Source organism: Sporomusa aerivorans (genome assembly GCF_041428895.1).
Taxonomy (GTDB): Bacteria; Bacillota; Negativicutes; order Sporomusales; family Sporomusaceae; genus Sporomusa; species Sporomusa aerivorans.
Map to the genome: position 1 here is coordinate 4,708,769 of NZ_CP156926.1, position 18,273 is coordinate 4,727,041.

Consider the following 18,273-nt stretch of genomic DNA (forward strand, 5'->3'; position numbering starts at 1 on the left):
TCCGCTCTTAACTCCCACTTTGCGAAGTCAGAGTCCAGAGCGGTTAGTCACAGGATAGATTTATTCGACATTAGTCATGAAAAACCTGCTTTCTCCTACAAGAATAATTGTGTTTTTTACATATTTTACCATAAATTTATTTCAGTAAATCCATAGTATATAGCGTAGTAATTCCCAGGACACTCAGCAAGCCAAAATACCACCAGGCTACCTGCAGACGCTGCGCCGCCGTAAGCTGATAATAGCTGTCGCTGTAATTTTCTCCGTCACGCCATAATTCAAAGAGGGAAAACAAAAATATAATGAGCACCAGTAAGTTGCGGGTATATAAAAATACTATTCCCAGCACCAAACTGCCAAGCCACCAAAGCCGCGGCGAAATAGCTGCGGCAATTCGTTCACCGTCAAGCGGTGCGCAGGGGATCAGGTTAAAAAGATTGAGAAGGCAGGCGGTATAGGCCAGCACCAGCAGAAGTATGCTGTCACTCCAAAAGTAAAAGGCCAGACACACCAGTGCGCTGAGAGTGCCGGCTGCCGGTCCGCCAATGGCTATGTTTGCCGTCATTTTTGCGTTGACCGGAGTGCGGTTTAAACTAATCACTGCACCAATAAACGGGATAAAGGTGGGACCACGGGCACGCAAACCGACGATACGGGTTGCCGCCACATGCCCCAGTTCATGCACAAACAGCAGGATGACAAAGCCGATTGCAAACCGGATACCAAACGCCAGCGCATAAAAGGCCAGCGATACTACCATGGATACGGCTGTAGAAACAGCGCCGCCCACTTGAAACAACGCCATAAGGCCGACTGCGCCAATTCCGGCCCGTCGTACTACCCGCCGTCCAAGGTTAATTACTTTCCAGGAGTTCACGCCATCCCTCCTTTAACGCAAAAATCCCGCACATACATCATAGATATGCATGTGCGGGATTTTTTATATTTTTCGCAGTAAAGAATTTGCAAAACCTGTCACTGCGGGGAGGTATGCCGAAGCAATCCTTTTGTCTTGGGTTCTGAGCGTTGTTGATTACCGGGCTGGGGAGAAATTACGCTTTTTTGCGGCTAACGGCCTTTTTCGCAGCCGCCACGATGGCTTCTTCCGTAAGATTGTATTTTTTCAGGAGATCACCGGGTGTGCCGGATTCCCCGAAGGTATCCATTACGCCCACTCGTTCGAGCGGCACAGGTGCGTGTTCGACGACAACTTCGGCCACAGCACTGCCCAGACCGCCGATAATACTATGTTCTTCGCAGGTGACAATGGCGCCGGTTTCCCGGGCGGCGGCAATAATTGCTTCTTTGTCAATAGGCTTGATGGAAGCCATGTCCAGTACCCGGGCGCTTATTCCCTGGGAAATAAGTGCTTCGGCCGCATGCCGGGCCGGCGCCACCATTACGCCGCAGGCGATAATAGTCACATCGGTTCCATCGGTTAACAGTGCGGCCTTGCCAATCCGGAACTCATAAGCTTCGCCAAACACATTAGGCACAGCCGCCCTGCCCAGGCGGATGTATACCGGTCCCTTGTGCGCGGCGGCAAAATCGATAGCCTGCTTGGTTTCAATAGCATCTGCCGGAACGATGACCGTCATGTTCGGCACCACCCGCATGATGGCAATATCCTCAATGGACTGGTGGGACGCGCCGTCTTCGCCTACCGTCAAACCGGCATGTGTGGCGGCAATTTTAACATTTAGCTGCGGGTAGCAGATGGAATTGCGGACTTGTTCAAATGCCCGGCCAGTGGCAAACATAGCGAAGGTAGAAACAAAGGGTATTTTACCGGCAGCAGCCAGACCGGCAGCCACCCCCATCATATTCTGTTCGGCAATGCCGACATTAAAAAACCGATCCGGATGCGCTTTGGCAAATACATTTGTTTTTGTAGATTTGGACAAATCTGCGTCCAGGACTACGACATTTTTATTGCGGTCGCCCAGGTCTTTTAAAGCCAGACCGTAGGCTTCGCGAGTGGCGAGTTGATTACCCATAGATAGCTTTGCACCTCTTTCATGGGCGAATGACTCTGAATGCCCATCTGCGTTGTTGCTTCTGCGGGCGTCCCCTCCGACGTACTTCCCAGTACGACTACGGGTACGTCCTCGGCGCGCCTAGCAGCTGGACATCCATAGCCATCCGCGTGTATTATTCATTACTTTTTAGTACACGTTGAAGTACCTACTATTTCGATCTCAATAGCTTTTGATCTGCTTTATCTTTCAATCTTCGATGCCTTCAAGCACAGAGAGGAACAGGTCGCATTCTTCGCGGCTGGGGGCTTTGCCGTGCCAGTCGACAACGTTTTCCATTTGGCAGACGCCTTTGCCTTTGATAGTTTTGGCCACTATCATGGTAGGCTTGTCTTTTACTGTTTTAGCAGTTTGAATGGCATCATAGATAGCGTTGTAATCGTGGCCGTCAATGACCAGTACATTCCAGCCGAATGCCTGCCATTTTTCGGGAATGGGCAGCGGTGACATTACTTCAGCTACCGGGCCGTCAATCTGCAGGCCGTTAAAGTCAACAAAAGCCGTAAGGTTGTCCAGCTTATAATGAGCGGCAAACATAGCGGCTTCCCAGATTTGTCCTTCTTCCAGTTCACCGTCGCCCAACAGGGCGTACACACGGTAATCCCTGGCATCGAGTTTTGCGGCCAGCGCCATGCCGTTAGCAGCGCTTAAGCCTTGTCCCAACGAGCCTGTCGACATATCAACCCCGGGAATGTTTTTCATTTCCGGATGGCCCTGGAGGCGGCTGTCAATCTTGCGCAAGGTCAAAAGTTCCTCTGCGGGTAAAAAACCCTTTTCCGCAAGTGTTGCATACAGTACCGGCGCGGCATGACCTTTTGACAGGACAAACCTGTCGCGGTCGGCATCATGGGCCTTATCCGGAGCCACATTCATTTCGGCAAAGTAGAGTACGGACATGATATCTGTCGCCGACAGGGAACCGCCGGGATGGCCGGATTTGGCTTCGGTAACCATACGTACAATATTGCGTCTGATGGATTTGGCCCGGCCAGCCAGCTCGGTAAGCTGCTGCGGGGTAAGTTTCTGAGTCATTCGTTCAACCTCCTAAAATCAATCATCTATACTACTGTTGTGCAGAAATAATAAGTTGCATCAAGGCCTGAAACTGGCTAGAAATGCTCAGATGCAGCGTTCTAAGTCCATTATGGCCCAACGCTAACAATGAGTCGTAAATTGGCGCACCGCACTTTATACGGGTCGCAACGAGGACGTACCCGGATTCGTACTGGGAAGTCCGTACAATGGAAAACCAGTACAACTAGAGACTGTCCTAAGATATATCAGCTTCTCGGCTGATCAATAGTAGGCTTGTTGTAACAGCATCGCACAGATGGGGGGTTATAGCCAGTTTCAGCGTTCTGTCTTAAAGCCTTCGCCCAGCACTTCATGAGCATCAGCGACAATAACAAACGCCTGGCGGTCAATGCGGTAGACAATTTCCTTAACATAAGATACTTCCCGGGTATTGACTACGCAGAACACGACTTCGCGTTCCAATTGGGTATAGGCGCCGCGGCCTGGCAAAAAAGTCACACCACGCCCGAGTTCGGACAAAATGGCTTCAGCAACGGCATCCGACGAATCGGACATGATGAAAAAGGCTTTGGCTGCGCTCGCGCCCTCTTGTACCAAATCAATAATGTGCGTGGTAATAAATAAGGAAATCAGGCCATATAATGATAATTCCGCACTGCCAAACACAATGCCTGCCAGTGCAATGACAAAACAGTCAACACCTAACAGCGCCTGGCCGACGCTGATTCCTGTTAATTTATTAATAATAGCGGCCGCCAAATCGGTACCGGCGGTAGTTCCTTTAAATTTAAACACAATACCCATACCCACACCGGAGACAACGCCGCCATATAGTGAACTAAGTAATAAATCATGCGTCAGAACCGGTAAAAAGGGGGCCGAGAGATCAATCGTGGCAGATAGGATGGCGGCTCCCAGCAAGGTATTGACGCCAAAACGGGCTCCCAGTATTTTTACGCTTAATATAAACATGGGTACATCCATGGCCAGCATCGTCATGCCAACCGGCAGCCCGAACGTATGATGAAGCACTGTGGCCAGGCCGCTTGTGCCGCCGGCAGCAACCTTATTAGGAATTAAAAACATGTTAAGCGCCAGGGCGGTAATCACCGTCCCCACAACAATTCCTAAGTAGTCCCGCAGCCACTTCCACTTCACCATCGCTACCTCCTACTGTCTTTCTTTTATCAGGCTGAGCGCCAGTTCGGCATTCTGAAACGCTTTGTTCCGCAACACATTGATGCGTTCTTCCCGCTCCCGGCCGGCTTGTTTGCGTTCGGTCCATAACTGGCGGATTCTGGCCATCAGGCTTTCGGCAGTAACAGTCTTCAAGGTGCCTACGTGGCGCTCGCCAATAGTCTCCAGAAAACGGTCAATCTTGGGGTCATAGGATATCCCGGCCATTGGCACATGCATAACGGCGGCAAAAATAAGCGCATGCAGGCGGATGCCAATTAAAAGATCAAGATTGCCAACAAGTGACAATAATTCACTGGTAGTATATTCACCTGGCAAGACTCCGGCCGGATTCTTCATCCGGCTGGCGATCTTCTCGGAAACACTCAGATCGTCCGGGCTCTGCATGGGTAGAAAGACTACCCTGGCCCCTAATTCTTCAATCATCAAATCCGCAGCATGAGCTAAAACCTGTTTATAGTGCCCCCAGTCTTTCCACTCCCGGACAGAAATGCCGATAAGCGGCGCCACGCCTTCCTGTCCATGCTGTTTTAAGATTGCACGGCCGATTTGTTTATCTACCGGATGCATGGCCAGCACCGGATCGGAGGTAATATGAATTGGCGGTATAGTTACCTTCAGGCGTTTCAATTCCTCGTAGGAACCGTCATCACGCACGGTAATCAAGTCTACCATATTGCCAATATAGCGCATAGCGCCCTGAGCCAGGGCTCCCTGTACCGGGCCGATACCTTGCGCATACAGCATGACAGGACGCCCCAGTTTCTTGGCCAGCATCATAATACTCAGATAATAGTAGAGGCTGCGGTCGCTGGTCACATCCTGCAAGAGACTGCCGCCTCCGCTGATTAGGAGCTGGCTTTTGGTTATCACTCTGGCAATCTCGGGATAATTTAGACGATAAACGGCCGAAACTCCGTGCCGACGTCTGGTGTCTTCCGGATTACCGGAAATAACAGTAATATTAATATTAGGTTCGATGTCGGTCAGGGCTTCGATCATGGCCGCCAGCATGGCTTCATCGCCGGCATTAGCAAAACCGTAATAGCCTGAGACAACAATATCACTCATGGGCTGCCGGACTCCTTCCCAACCGGGCCACTACGCTCTGGACCACATAAATGCAAACAACGGCGACTGCCCCAATAACAGCTCCCAGCAGCATGCCATCCCAGCCTCTAATTGTTGACATGAGCACCGGGGTTCTCATATGCGCGAAGGTTTCGACAAGCGATCCCTGGGCGATGGTAGCGGCCACAATCAACAGATACTGGACAAGACGCGGCCATTTACGGTAAATTGCCAATACGGCCAGCATAAAGGCCGGATGACCGATTAAAAATTCCTTTTCACGCGGCCGGGCATACATGACTTGTTCCAGGAAAGCTCTAAGCTTCAGTTCAAAAGCAGGTACAGGCACGCCGGCCGTATGACCGGAACGGCCCACGAATACCCAGGCCGCAAAAGCGGCTGCCCCAAACAAAAGCAGCATTTTTACATTGATCGGGTAATTCAAAATGCTGGTGATCTGTTTCCAGATACCGCGTGCATTCATGGACTGAACTTCACTGAACACGTTATAACGCGCTAAATATGCAAGGGTAACCAGAATGATCGGCCCCACAAAGGTAAGTTTAACTCCCCGGAAGATCTCCATTTCCAGCAAAAAGCGCACATCACCCAGCGCACCTCCCAGGAAAAATCCACCGGCAAGCGAACACAGTGTGGTAATAAGCAGCGAGACTGCGCCTGCCAGAACGATTCTGCCCACACCAGCCGGGCGATCAAAACTACCGTCCGACGCCTGCTTACGCCAACGGTCAAGCTGCCAGGTCATGGCCAGGGCCGGAAACGCACTGGCGCTCACTAAAGCCGCCATTTGCCGGCTTAATGTGCCGCCGCCTTTCAGGATAGGAATTATCAGGGCAATGGCCAGCAGCGCTGTCAAGATATACTGCCAGCGAACAGGAAAAGGATACAGCAGTGAAAGGTATAGCACACCGGCCGCAGTCGCGCCGAGCACAACCAGGGAGAGCAGCCATGGTGAGGCAAAGTACGGGGTAAAGGTACCGGCCCGCCCCAGCGTAAAGCCCTCGGCCAGCAAAGCATCCCGCGTACCGGATATGTAGTCCAGGTTGGTCTCTACAAGAGTTTTACCCGGATCGGCTTTCTCGAATTTACGCAGGAGGTTTATCCGGATATTGCGTTCCTGATCAGTAACTGCCCAGCGTTGAATGGCTTCCGACACCTTTAATTTAAGTTGCTCATCTTTGGAGATAGCATACACACGGGCAGCCTGATAATTAAGAGCGGTGGCAACCTCGGTCAACCCTTCCTGTTTAAAAAACTGCAGTTGCAGCGGATGCTCAATCATGGCCAGCGTCATCTGGCGCTCTTTAAAGTTCTTGACCGTAAGCGGCAGCACAGACGGGTACCCCAGAACCTCATCGCCGGAAAACATGATTGTGGTTATATTTTTTACTCCGGCCAAACGCTGGAATACCGCGTTAACGTCATCAGGCGTTACTTTTGTATAGTTGGTCGGGCGTGCAACCACATAAAAGCCCATCTTTTCTACGGCCGCCAGTTCATAGGACGACAGTCCCAAATTCCACTTCTGGACTTTTTCAAAATTGGCCTTGGCAGACAGTACCGGCCGGTCACCTTCGGCCAACAGGCTAACCCTGCCGGGACCGAGACGCCGGCTTAAATCACTCATCACTTCCTGAAAAACCTGCTTATCCTGGCCAACTACATATACATCCTCAGCCTGGATCTTACCAGCGGCAATTAAGTTCAGCCAAAAGGGCTCGGTCAGCGTGCCGGTACGATGTTGGTGGAGAATATCCGCACCAGGCAGCGCAGTCACCTTGCCACTTTTATTGAGCTTTTCCAGGGTAGCCTCATAAACGGCCAAAGAGGTAACGCCGGCTTCCTTAAAGCGGCTGAATAGCGCCAGCGGCTCAACACCCTCTATTTGCGCTAATTCCATAATATCTTCGTATTCCATAACCATGTCAACTGTGGAATTGGCTTGTTCAACCCCATGTCGCTGCCAGGTAATCGTCAGAGAAGCCATTAGTCCGATAATGATCAGAACAATTAACAGTTTATTATATTGAAAGGTTGACAAAATCTCTCCACCCTTATAGAAACTTATTTAGCAGCCAATAAAGACGCGCACTGGCTAACAGCTTGCCGGAAAGAAATTCTTTATTGGCGTTTCTAGATTTTTTCTTGTTATATATGTAAGTAAATTATTTCCTTGATTAGCCCCGGTTATCAGTATAAATGATAACCTGTCCCTGTTCCATAACGACGTCACGCACATTTACGCCAAACGGCATCTTTTTCAAATCAACCAGCGGCACTTCTGTCAAAAGCGCTCCGCCTATGCTCCCAACCGGTGAATTGTTTATCCAGAACCGGTCGGCAACAAATTTAATACGCCGGTTTTCGCGGTCGCCGATTACCCGGCCTTCCAGCTTGACATCTACCCGGGCAATGCTGCCAAATGTTAAAGCGCTGACAACCTCTACCTTCCCGGAACTAATAGTAACAACCGCATTCTTGACACCTTTGACCGAGCTGTTAAGATAATTGGCGATTTCCTCCTGGGCAAGTGTGGCCGTCACTTCGACATCATCCACATTTTTCAGTTCCAGTTTCCTGCCAAACAGCAGGGACTGCATGTTGACAGCTACGCCACCCAACGCAATATGCATATTGCGGAAAGTGACCTTGTCGGTTTTGACATCGCTGGCATCGGCTAAGACCCGGTCAAATTGACCGCCCAGCATGAAAATAGCCGGACTTTTGTCTACTTTGGCCGTTACCTTGGCACTGCCGGTCTGGTCGCGGAGTCCCTGCGCCACAGCGTCGGAGACAAGTTTGGGCAGCAAAATTTCCACACCGGCCATCACCATAACGAGAAACAAAATCAAAGTTGTCAAACGTTTCATAGGGTATTTCCCCCTTTTTGCTGAAACTGCCGAGTAAGATTACCATGCTTTCGTTCGCAACAGAGTACACAACCACATAAAAGCATGTATTTGTCATTGCGAAAAGGGACAACCAAGCAAGCTTCTGTTGCTATTCCCGAATATTTAAGTCACTTTTCAAGTACGCTTCAATAAATAAGTCCAGCTCGCCGTCCATCACAGCCTGCACATTACCTGTTTCGGCCGCAGTACGATGGTCTTTTACCAGATTATAAGGATGGAACACATAGGACCTGATTTGGCTGCCCCATTCGATGGCCTGGTATTCGCCGCCGAGCTCGGCTTTCTTTTCCGCCTGTTTTTGCCGCTCAAGTTCAAACAGCTTAGCCCGCAGGAGCCGCATGCATTGCTCCCGGTTTTGAATCTGCGAACGTTCGCTCTGACATTGCACGACAATTCCGGTCGCCAGGTGCGTCATGCGCACGGCTGAATCGGTTTTGTTGATATGCTGCCCGCCGGCGCCGCTGGCCCGGTAAGTATCAACCCTCAGGTCAGCCGGATTAATTGCAATCTCGACCGAATCGTCAATTTCCGGCATGACATCCACAGCGGCAAACGAAGTATGGCGTCGGCCGCTGGCGTCAAACGGGGAAATACGCACAAGCCGGTGAACGCCCTTTTCTGATTTTAAATAGCCGTAAGCGTTGATACCGGCAATCATGATGGTAACACTTTTGACACCGGCTTCATCCCCGGCCAAAAAGTCCATTGTTTCCACTTTATAATTGTTCTTTTCCGCCCACCGCACATACATCCTGAGCAGCATTTGCGCCCAATCCTGGGCCTCGGTGCCGCCGGCGCCGGCATGCAGGGTAAGTATGGCATTATTATGGTCATATTCACCCGATAACATCAATGTTAATTCAAGATGTTCAATATCCCGCTCCAGGCCGGCCAACGCTGCCGCAACCTCGGCATAAACACTTTCATCCTGTTCTTCCATGCCCAGCTGCCACAAAGTGGCCATATCACTGTGCCGTCCTGCCAAGTCACGATAATTGCCTATCCCGTCTTTTAAACGGGTGACCTCCTGGGCAATTTTCTGGGCTTCCTCCGGATTATCCCAGAAGGCGGGATCGCTCATTCTATCTTCCAGTTCCTCAATGCGTTCCAGTTTACCGGCAACGTCAAAGAGAAGCCCTCATTTCATCAAGCCGTTTAGCCAGGGTCTCAACAGACCCGCGTAAATCTTCTAAAAGCACTCTCTCAACTCCTATGTTTCATGCTCTGACGATTACGGGGAAAGATTGCCACGCTGACGCCCGCAATGCGGAAAAACTGCATATCATTGCGAGCGCAGGAGCAATCTCAGTCATCACTATTTTAATCCGCAGCAGCGTTTATATTTCTTGCCGCTGCCGCAAGGGCACAACTCATTACGACCGGTTGTATCTCTATTTGTAATTGGCTCTACCGGCTGGGACTGCTCTTCCCCCTCTTCGCCGCCCCGGGTGGTATGAGCGCCGCGCAGGTGATCCTCCGGCTGGGCCTGGGAAATGATATTGACGCGGAAAATGTAGCGAACAATATCGTCCTGAATATGCTCGATCATCTGCTGGAACATATCATAGCCTTCAATTTTGTATTCAATCAGCGGATCTTTCTGGCCATACGCCCTGAGACCGATACCCTGCCGCAGCATTTCCATGGCGTCCAGGTGATCCATCCATTTGGCATCCACGGTTTTGAGCATGACGACCTTTTCCAGCTCGCGCATGTTTTCCGGCCCGAACAACGCTTCCCGGCCACTGTAGGCCACATCTGCCACCCGGACAAGTTCGTCCTTAAGTTCTTCCCGGCTCAGCTTGTCGAGAACGTCTGCTTTAAGCTCGCCTGCCGGCGCAAAAAAGCCTTCGCAATACTCAATGAGAGCGGCATAGTCCCACTCTTCCGGGTAAATCTTTTCATTCGCATACAGATCCATACCATGATCAATAAGTTTTTCAATCATGTTATAGATATTTTCCTTGAGATTATCGCCAGTCAGGATCTTACGGCGCTGACTGTAGATGACTTCCCGCTGCTGGTTCATAACATTATCATATTCAAGAACGTATTTACGAATGTCAAAGTTGCGGGCTTCCACTTTTTTCTGGGCCTGTTCGATAGAACGGGTAATGAGCGCATGCTCGATCGGCTCGTCTTCTTCCATTCCCAGCTTATCCATGATGCCGGCAATGTTGTCGGAGCCAAAAAGACGCATGAGATCATCTTCCAGCGACAGGTAAAAACGGGAGGAACCCGGGTCGCCCTGACGGCCGGCCCGGCCACGGAGCTGGTTGTCAATCCGCCGGCTCTCATGCCGTTCGGTACCGATAATATGTAAGCCGCCAAGATCGGCCACGCCGCTGCCAAGCACAATGTCGGTACCGCGGCCGGCCATATTGGTGGCAATGGTAACCGCACCCATTTGACCGGCTTGCGCCACGATCTGAGCTTCCATTTCATGATATTTGGCATTCAGCACATTATGCGGCACGCCTTGTTTCTTGAGCATAGCCGATAATTCCTCTGACTGGGCGATGGAGGTCGTGCCGACAAGCATCGGCTGGCCTTTGCTGTGACGCTCGGCAATTTCGGCTACAACCGCCTTATATTTGGCGCGCTTGGTTTTATAAATCACATCAGGCAAATCCTCGCGCTGCATACCCCGGTTAGGCGGAATAACAATAACATCAAGATTATAGATTTTACGGAACTCAGGCTCTTCCGTCTTAGCAGTACCGGTCATACCGGCTAATTTCTTGTACATCCGGAAGTAATTCTGGAAGGTGATGGTCGCCAGAGTCTGACTTTCCCGCTCGATCTTGACGCCCTCTTTGGCCTCAATGGCCTGATGCAGTCCGTCGGAATAACGGCGGCCAAACATAAGCCGGCCGGTAAATTCGTCAACAATAACAACTTCGCCGTCTTTAACAACATAATCTTTATCCCGTTTCATAATGGAATGCGCGCGCAAGGCCTGATTAAAGTGGTGCGACATCTCGATGTTTTCACTCTCATACAGGTTTTGCACGTTCAGCAGTTTTTCAGCCTTGGCGACACCGGCCTCGGTCGGCGCTACTGTATTGGCTTTTTCATCGATGGTATAGTCTTCGCCTTCTTTTAGTTTAGGCACAACCTTAGCCAGTACATAGTAAAGATCGGTGGACTTTTCCCCGGGACCTGATATGATGAGCGGTGTCCGGGCTTCGTCAACTAAAATACTGTCGACCTCGTCGACTATGGAAAAGTTTAACGGCCGCTGCACCATTTGCTCAGGATAAATAACCATGTTGTCGCGAAGATAATCAAAACCGAATTCATTATTTGTACCATACGTAACATCGGCGCTATAGGCCAGCTTACGGTCATCAAAATCCAGACCGTGAATAATTAAGCCAACTGACAAACCGAGATAGCGGTACAGTTTTCCCATCCACTCGCTGTCGCGGCGGGCTAAGTAATCATTGACAGTAACAACGTGCACGCCTCTGCCGGTCAGGGCATTCAGATATACCGGCAAGGTGGCTACCAATGTTTTACCTTCGCCTGTCCGCATCTCGGCAATTTTGCCTTCATGCAGGGTAATACCGCCCAGCATCTGCACGTCAAAATGACGCATGGCCAGCACCCGGCGTGACGCCTCCCGTACTACCGCAAACGCTTCCGGCAGAATCTCGTCGATGGTCTGACCCTTGTCAAGACGCCGTTTAAACTCAGCCGTCTTGGCCGTCAAGGTGGAATCACTCATATTCTGAAGCTCGGGTTCAAACGCATTGATGGTTTCCACCAACTTTAGCATGCGTTTGATTTCTTTTTCGTTATCATCACCAAACAAATTCTTAATAAATTTAAACAAATCATCAACTCCCTGGTAAAACAATGAAATATCCAGTAGTCTTACACTACTCATTAATGGCGAAAACGATATATACCGCAAACATAAAAGTTGTTTGCAGGCGGTCATATGGTTAGTATGTGCCTAATATATGATTTTAACAGATTCCCTGCGCAAAGTCAAAAAATGGATCGATTGGCATAAACAAAAGAGAGACTGCTTTAATACGGTCGCAATGGCATTATTCTTGCCGTCATTGCGCCCGTAAGCGTGCAATCTCTCTCCTAAAACCGGGCCTTCTTTTTTTAGTTTGGAAATTCGTGCGCCCAGCGCACCAGCAAAGCCAAAACGCAAGCCTTATGTCATTGCGCTAAGCTACGACAAAGCAATCTCCGGTACTTTGTCTGATCTCAGAAATTGCCACACTCCACTGCGTTGCGTTCGTAATGACGCTGGCTGGCGGAGATTAACCGGCCTGGTGTTGTCCGGGAACTGAAGTCTGGCCGTCTTTAACCGGCTCAATTTCATTTTCCACCCATACCGGATTATGGTGTTTGGCTTCTTCTACTGTTTGCGTGCCGTCACCAAACATGCAGAGGAACTCACCCCAGTTGTAGATTCCCAGGAATATATGGGCGAATACGCACAAGCCAAGGAATATGCCAATCACCAGGTGCAGCATATCAAACCAGTACATGGCTGCTTTGGGTGCTACTGGCAGAAAAGCGTAAAGTGCCCAACCGGTAACAATAAGAATAATTCCGCCGAACAACATGAAAATACCCATTTGCTTCTGTCCGGAGTTCATTTTCCCCATCGGCGGCACGGGAATGGTCTTACCTAGCAGCATTTTTTGCGGATAGCCGCCACAAATCAGCATCCAGGCCAGATCCCGGTCATCCCATTGGAAAATACGCCGGGTAAAGGCAACAATTCTGTCTAAAGCAAAAATCGTATAAAGGATACAGGATATAGTAAGAATGCTGGCACCAATTATATGTATCTGCATAACCAGGTTTTGTACATTGTCACTGAAGGGTTTAAGCCAAATGGCAAAACCGGTAATGGCTGCCGGCAAGAATCCCAGAATCAAACCCCAGTGAAACAGCCGCGAGATAAGAGGGTGTTTGAGTACCCGCGGTCCATGTTCGTCATGATGACTCATCAGTTAATCCCTCCTATACCAACTTAGTTCTGTCTACATATTTAGTGTGAAACAATTCCTCAGACAAATGGCTGAGTGGGTTTTGGGCAAATTTTTTGTATACGTCGGTAACTGCCTGATTGTTATGACTCTGACGGACTTTTGCCTTTTCGTCATCTTTGTATATGCCCTGGGCCCGTAGCTTGATGTACTTGTTACGGTCCTGCACCAAATCAGTAGCCACATACGCGCCGGTCCACAAAATAGCACCTGCCACACCCACTATGCCTATGAATTCGCGCCGTGATACTTTGACTGCCTTTTCTATATAATCATAACGCGCCATCGTGTTCCCTCCTTATGACCAAGGCATTACAGCCTTGGCTTTGTCCAGCCATGAGGTGCCCATCGGATTAATCGGCTGGCCACCGCCGTTGACACAGCCGCCCGGACAGTTCATGATCTCAATAAAATGATATGGCGATTTGCCGGCTTTGGCTTCTTCCAGAAGCGGTCTGACATTTTCCCGAATGCCGTGGGCTACAGCCACTTTCAGGGTTATTTCCTTGCCGGTTTTAGCATCTTTCAGGTTAACGCTGGCTTCTTTGACGCCTTTCAGGCCACGGACAGGTTTAAATTCCAGCACATCAAGCTCTTTGCCGGTAATAACAAAATAAGCCGTTCTTAAGGCAGCTTCCATAACGCCGCCGGTGTTGCCGAAGATGGTGCCGGCGCCGCTGTACTGCGCCAACGGATTATCTTTGTCGGCAAATTCAGCAACCGTCTTAACGTCAATATTCAGTTTTTTGAATAACCGGGCTAAATCCCTGGTGGTCAAAACGACATCAATGTCAGGATAGCCGCCGGCTTTGCCCTGGGTCTGCCAGTAATGGGCGGCACTATGGAATTCCGGGCGTGAGGCCTCAAACTTTTTCGCCGTACAGGGCATAACGCCAACCATAAAAATGTCTTCGGGGTTGACTTTCCAGACTTCTTTGGCGCCATAGGTTTTAGCCAGGGCGCCGGCCATCATCATTGGCGATTTAGCCGAAGACATATTGGGCAGAAGCTCGGGATAATACAGTTCCACATACCGCACCCAGGCCGGACAGCAGGAAGTAAACTGCGGCAATGGTCCTAAATGGTGCTCCGTCGGTTCACCTAAAGCAAAATGGCGGATTTTGGCGATCAGTTCCATGCCTTCTTCCATGATCGTCTGGTCAGCAGTGAAGTTAGTATCTAGGACTTTGAAACCGGCCTGCTTCATGGCGCCATACAGTTTTTCGGTAACCAGGCTGCCTGGCTCCATACCGAATTCCTCGCCGATAGCAACCCGGACAGCAGGAGCAATGGTGCCGACAACAGTCAGTTGCTTGTTTTTGAGCTTGTCGATCACCTTGTCCACTACATCCACAGTGTCCTGAGGCGCACCGAAAGGACAGTTGATAAGACACTGACCACAGGAAATACATTGCTCACTGTTGATCTTGTGGATGGCCCCGTATTTGCCCTCAATGGCGTCTGTTGGGCAAAAGGACTTACACGAGTCACAGCCTTTGCATGTCTTGCGGTCGATTTCAATAATACGGGTTAACTCCTGGGATTGAAAACCTTTCAAGACAAAACCTCCTCACCCTTGAAAAATATAAATAGGAAAACTGAATAAAAATAAGATTGTGAATTTTGGAACGTTCAGTGCGTGACTTAATGCAAGAAATATAAATAAATACTATTGATTTAACTGTAAGTTATATTGTAGTACTTGTCAATAAGTATTAAAACACCCTAAATAAGTTATTTATTTCACGTTAAAAACAAAATATTCTAAAAAGGTTTAAGATTCACATTTCACGCACATACTATATATAAAACGTCAGAGGAACCTTAGGAGGTATTTTTGTGAGCCGCGATGTTATGAATCTCTTGGATATGGTAAGTCAGCTTGCTAATCTTAAAGATGTTGATTATAAAAACACACTGGCTGTTACCGCATTACTCGAGTTGTTAATTGAGAAAGGATTATTTACAAGACAAGAGTTTGCGCAGAAAACCCAGGAGCTGGAATCGGCTTCGCTGGCCGAAATCATTATGAAACGCCGGGCCGAACTACGGGCGCCACGCTGACATCATAAATTCAGAACAATACATAAACGAGCCGGGGCTAGTCCCCGGCTCGTTATTTTTATGTTTTCTTTTATGACATTTAGTACTCTGGTTCAATTAAGCCATATTGGCCGTCTTTACGCCGATAAACTACATTGACCTCTTCGGTTTCGGCGTTAGTGAACACATAAAAGTCATGGTTGATAAGATTCATTTGCATAACAGCTTCATCGACGGCCATGGGTTTTACTGCAAATCGCTTGGTTTTTACAATACTGAACTCTTCTTCGTCTGTAGCTTCACTGGCGAGCATAGCTGCAGGCACTAACTCTGTTTTGAAAGCGCCGGATTTAAGTTTACGGGATAGTTTTGTCTTATATTTTTCAATTTGCTTTTCCAGTTTTTCAATAACCAGGTCAATCGAAGCATACATATCGGTGGTAGCTTCTTCGCCCCGTAAAAGAATACCATTAATCGGTACAGTAACCTCTACAATGTGTCTACCTTTGCTGACAGTGAGGATCGCAGTAATCTCTCCCATGGTGGCGCTGTCAAAATACTTGGTAACTTTGCCAACACGCTTGGAGACATAGTCTTTTAGTGCAGGTGTAATCTCGATGTTTTTTCCACGTACTGTAATTGCCATACTACCCATCCCCTTTCCTGAATCCTATATATTTAATATTCCCTATTCATCTAAAAATTCCTGTCCTAAAATTCATTATCTTTGCTTTTTTCCGTATTTTTTTCCTACAAACCAAAAACTGCTTAGAAATGTCCATATCCTAGGCAGCAGCGAGGAGGCGCAGTGCGGCGCACTGGAAGTGCGTAAGCTAGCCCCCGCAGCGATAACGACGGAGATGGGCGTTTATAAGCAGTTTTCTCAAATTGAAAACCCGGCGATTTTCCATCGCCGGGTAAATAGCTATATATTTAGTTGCATTTATAAACGTTGCTGGCTTGCGGTCCGCGAGCGCCTTCAACGATTTCAAATTCAACTTGTTGGCCTTCATTCAGGGTTTTGAAGCCTTGATCTTGAATAGCCGAGAAGTGTACGAAAACGTCGCCGCCATCTTCTCTCTCAATGAATCCGTAACCTTTTTCCGCGCTGAACCACTTAACTTTACCAATCATGTGAAACTCCTCCTAAGATTGAACTACAGACTGTTTCTTACAGCCACAAGAGGAAGTATAACATATATTGGGAGTAGTGTCAATGAAAGCCCGGTTCGTCGTAGCCTTAGATAAAATCGCCACACTGGCTCCCTCAGGATACTTTTACTGTCATCCTGGCGAGCGCAGTGTGGCAAGCTTACATTCTTCAAATTCTTACAAAATTTTCGACAAAAAGGCTTTCGTCCGTTCTTCCTTGGCGTTCAGGAACACTTCATCCGGCGTACCTTCTTCAACAATCCGGCCTTCATCCATAAAGATCATCCGGTCGCCCACTTCCCGGGCAAAGCCCATTTCATGGGTAACCACAGCCATGGTCATGCCTTCGTTAGCCAGTGTCTTCATAACATCCAACACTTCTTTTATCATCTCCGGGTCAAGCGCTGAAGTAGGTTCATCAAACAGCATAACTTTGGGCTTCATGGCCAAAGCCCGGGCAATGGCCACCCGCTGCTGCTGGCCACCGGACAACTGCTCCGGATAGGCATTGGCTTTATCGGCAAGGCCAACTTTCTCAAGCAGGTCTTTGGCAATCTTTTCGGAATCAGCCTGTGACATTTTACGGACCTTTACCGGCGCCAAAGCAATGTTCTGCAATACGGTCATATGGGGGAACAGATTAAACCGTTGAAAGACCATTCCCACTTCTTCCCGTACTTTATTTATATTGGCTTCACTGGTAAGCGGGATACCGTCGACAATAATTTCCCCTTCGGTTGGCTGTTCCAGGTAATTTATGCATCTGAGCAGCGTACTTTTGCCGGAACCGCTTGGCCCGATGATGACAACTACCTCCTGTTCACTGATATGGGCGCTGACATCTTTCAAAACGTGCAACTTGCCAAACTTTTTATGAAGATTTTTAATGCTTATCATCGATTTTGTACCTCCGCTCAAGATAATCCACAAGGCGGGATATGGTAAAGGTCATAACCAGGTAAATAAAGGCGACAGTCAGCCAAATTTCAAACGAGCCGTAGGTCCGGGCTATGATAAGCTGTCCACGCCGTGTGAGCTCTTCAAAGCCGATTACCGACACCAGCGAGGAATCCTTAAGCATGGCAATAAACTCATTGCCCAGTGGTGGAATAATCCGTTTAAAAGCCTGGGGCAAAATAATATACCGCATGGTCTGAGCCCAGGTCATCCCCAGCGACCGACCGGCTTCCATCTGTCCTTTATCGATGGATTGAATACCTGCACGGAAGATTTCGGCGACATAGGCCCCGCTGTTCACACTACAGGCGGTTATAGCTGCAATAAAAGGATCAATTCGCTGTCCAACCAGGATGGGCAACGCAAAATAAATGAGAAAGATCTGTACTAACAGGGGTGTGCCACGAATAAAGTCCACATAAATGGCGGCCAGGGTCTTAACCGGCCAGAGAACCGACAGCCGCGCAATACCAACAAACATACCTATTAAAAGACCAAAACCGACACTAAGCGCTGAAATCTGCACCGTAACACCGGCACCCATGAGGAGCAGTGGAAACGATCGAACGATTAAATCAAAATCAAAATTCAAATTCCTCACCCTTAATAAAGATAATAATCAAGGCTGTATAAAGTAGACTTAGCTTCAGGTGGGGTTTAACCCCATCTGAAGGTTAGTCACCCTTATCCAGGGACTTAGCCGCTCTTAACTTCCACTTGTAGAAGTAGGAGTCTTAGAGCGGATTAGTCGTCGGATAAAATCCCATGTCAATTATATGCGGACAAGCCTGGGGTGTCAATAATTTTTTCGGACATAAAGAAACGGCG

17 protein-coding genes are annotated in these 18,273 nt (G+C 48.9%); 1 reads left to right on the forward strand and 16 read right to left on the reverse strand.

Going from position 1 to position 18,273, the window contains the following annotated elements:
* Positions 1-136: 136 nt before the first annotated feature.
* The 12 genes from SATMO3_RS22715 to SATMO3_RS22770 form a co-directional block, all read right to left on the reverse strand.
* Positions 137-877, reverse strand: coding sequence for a site-2 protease family protein (locus tag SATMO3_RS22715; protein WP_371372043.1), 741 nt, complete (start codon positions 875-877; stop codon positions 137-139).
* Positions 878-1,052: 175 nt separating this feature from the next.
* Positions 1,053-1,997, reverse strand: coding sequence for a transketolase family protein (locus SATMO3_RS22720; protein ID WP_371372044.1), 945 nt, complete (start codon positions 1,995-1,997; stop codon positions 1,053-1,055).
* Between the two features lie 228 nt (positions 1,998-2,225).
* Positions 2,226-3,068, reverse strand: coding sequence for a transketolase (locus SATMO3_RS22725; protein WP_371372045.1), 843 nt, complete (start codon positions 3,066-3,068; stop codon positions 2,226-2,228).
* A 318-nt stretch (positions 3,069-3,386) separates the two neighbouring features.
* Positions 3,387-4,232, reverse strand: a complete 846-nt coding sequence (locus SATMO3_RS22730; RefSeq protein WP_371372046.1) for a YitT family protein — start codon at positions 4,230-4,232, stop codon at positions 3,387-3,389.
* 9 nt (positions 4,233-4,241) lie between these two features.
* Positions 4,242-5,339 (reverse strand): polysaccharide pyruvyl transferase CsaB, encoded by a 1,098-nt coding sequence (gene csaB, locus SATMO3_RS22735; RefSeq protein WP_371372047.1) that lies wholly within the window; start codon positions 5,337-5,339, stop codon positions 4,242-4,244.
* Positions 5,332-7,401, reverse strand: a complete 2,070-nt coding sequence (locus SATMO3_RS22740; RefSeq protein WP_371372048.1) for a DUF5693 family protein — start codon at positions 7,399-7,401, stop codon at positions 5,332-5,334. The genes csaB and SATMO3_RS22740 overlap by 8 nt, the downstream gene beginning before the upstream one ends.
* 136 nt (positions 7,402-7,537) lie before the next feature.
* Positions 7,538-8,230, reverse strand: a complete 693-nt coding sequence (locus SATMO3_RS22745) for a DUF2993 domain-containing protein (protein ID WP_371372049.1) — start codon at positions 8,228-8,230, stop codon at positions 7,538-7,540.
* A 130-nt stretch (positions 8,231-8,360) separates the two neighbouring features.
* Positions 8,361-9,471, reverse strand: a protein-coding gene (prfB, locus tag SATMO3_RS22750) for a peptide chain release factor 2 (protein ID WP_371372050.1) whose coding sequence is annotated in 2 segments (ribosomal slippage) — positions 8,361-9,398 and positions 9,400-9,471 — 1,110 coding nt in all. Because the reading frame shifts where the segments join, the coding sequence is not laid out codon by codon here.
* A 116-nt stretch (positions 9,472-9,587) separates the two neighbouring features.
* Positions 9,588-12,110, reverse strand: a complete 2,523-nt coding sequence (secA, locus tag SATMO3_RS22755) for a preprotein translocase subunit SecA (RefSeq protein WP_371372051.1) — start codon at positions 12,108-12,110, stop codon at positions 9,588-9,590.
* A 445-nt stretch (positions 12,111-12,555) separates the two neighbouring features.
* The gene (locus SATMO3_RS22760; RefSeq protein ID WP_371372052.1) at positions 12,556-13,254 is read right to left on the reverse strand and encodes a cytochrome b/b6 domain-containing protein; all 699 of its coding nucleotides are present in this window, start codon (positions 13,252-13,254) and stop codon (positions 12,556-12,558) included.
* A 13-nt stretch (positions 13,255-13,267) separates the two neighbouring features.
* The gene (locus tag SATMO3_RS22765) at positions 13,268-13,579 is read right to left on the reverse strand and encodes an iron hydrogenase small subunit (protein ID WP_371372053.1); all 312 of its coding nucleotides are present in this window, start codon (positions 13,577-13,579) and stop codon (positions 13,268-13,270) included.
* Between the two features lie 12 nt (positions 13,580-13,591).
* Positions 13,592-14,851, reverse strand: coding sequence for a [FeFe] hydrogenase, group A (locus SATMO3_RS22770; RefSeq protein ID WP_371372054.1), 1,260 nt, complete (start codon positions 14,849-14,851; stop codon positions 13,592-13,594).
* Positions 14,852-15,132: 281 nt separating this feature from the next.
* On the opposite strand from SATMO3_RS22770, the gene SATMO3_RS22775 reads away from it, so the two are divergent.
* Complete coding sequence (locus SATMO3_RS22775; protein WP_371372055.1) at positions 15,133-15,357, forward strand: hypothetical protein; 225 nt, start codon at positions 15,133-15,135, stop codon at positions 15,355-15,357.
* Between the two features lie 79 nt (positions 15,358-15,436).
* On the opposite strand, the gene hpf is transcribed toward SATMO3_RS22775, so the two are convergent.
* From hpf to SATMO3_RS22795, 4 genes are all read right to left on the reverse strand, one after another.
* Positions 15,437-15,982 carry a ribosome hibernation-promoting factor, HPF/YfiA family gene (gene hpf / locus SATMO3_RS22780; protein ID WP_371372056.1) on the reverse strand — a complete coding sequence of 182 codons (546 nt, stop codon included), beginning with the start codon at positions 15,980-15,982 and terminating at the stop codon, positions 15,437-15,439.
* 287 nt (positions 15,983-16,269) lie between these two features.
* Positions 16,270-16,470: a cold shock domain-containing protein gene (locus SATMO3_RS22785; protein ID WP_075757363.1), complete on the reverse strand. Its 201-nt coding sequence runs from the start codon at positions 16,468-16,470 to the stop codon at positions 16,270-16,272.
* 195 nt (positions 16,471-16,665) lie between these two features.
* Positions 16,666-17,385 carry an amino acid ABC transporter ATP-binding protein gene (locus SATMO3_RS22790; RefSeq protein ID WP_371372057.1) on the reverse strand — a complete coding sequence of 240 codons (720 nt, stop codon included), beginning with the start codon at positions 17,383-17,385 and terminating at the stop codon, positions 16,666-16,668.
* A complete protein-coding gene (locus SATMO3_RS22795; protein WP_371372058.1) occupies positions 17,372-18,037 on the reverse strand; it encodes an amino acid ABC transporter permease in 666 nt (221 codons plus the stop codon). Before SATMO3_RS22795 ends, SATMO3_RS22790 begins: the two co-directional genes overlap by 14 nt.
* Positions 18,038-18,273 lie beyond the last annotated feature (236 nt).

Coding starts and splice junctions, on each gene's coding strand:
- SATMO3_RS22785 (WP_075757363.1), bottom strand. CDS start 16,470: ATGATTGGTAAAGTTAAGTGGTTCAGCGCGGAAAAAGGTTACGGATTC.
- SATMO3_RS22760 (WP_371372052.1), bottom strand. CDS start 13,254: ATGAGTCATCATGACGAACATGGACCGCGGGTACTCAAACACCCTCTT.
- hpf (WP_371372056.1), bottom strand. CDS start 15,982: ATGGCAATTACAGTACGTGGAAAAAACATCGAGATTACACCTGCACTA.
- SATMO3_RS22745 (WP_371372049.1), bottom strand. CDS start 8,230: ATGAAACGTTTGACAACTTTGATTTTGTTTCTCGTTATGGTGATGGCC.
- SATMO3_RS22720 (WP_371372044.1), bottom strand. CDS start 1,997: ATGGGTAATCAACTCGCCACTCGCGAAGCCTACGGTCTGGCTTTAAAA.
- SATMO3_RS22790 (WP_371372057.1), bottom strand. CDS start 17,385: ATGATAAGCATTAAAAATCTTCATAAAAAGTTTGGCAAGTTGCACGTT.
- csaB (WP_371372047.1), bottom strand. CDS start 5,339: ATGAGTGATATTGTTGTCTCAGGCTATTACGGTTTTGCTAATGCCGGC.
- SATMO3_RS22725 (WP_371372045.1), bottom strand. CDS start 3,068: ATGACTCAGAAACTTACCCCGCAGCAGCTTACCGAGCTGGCTGGCCGG.
- SATMO3_RS22765 (WP_371372053.1), bottom strand. CDS start 13,579: ATGGCGCGTTATGATTATATAGAAAAGGCAGTCAAAGTATCACGGCGC.
- SATMO3_RS22730 (WP_371372046.1), bottom strand. CDS start 4,232: ATGGTGAAGTGGAAGTGGCTGCGGGACTACTTAGGAATTGTTGTGGGG.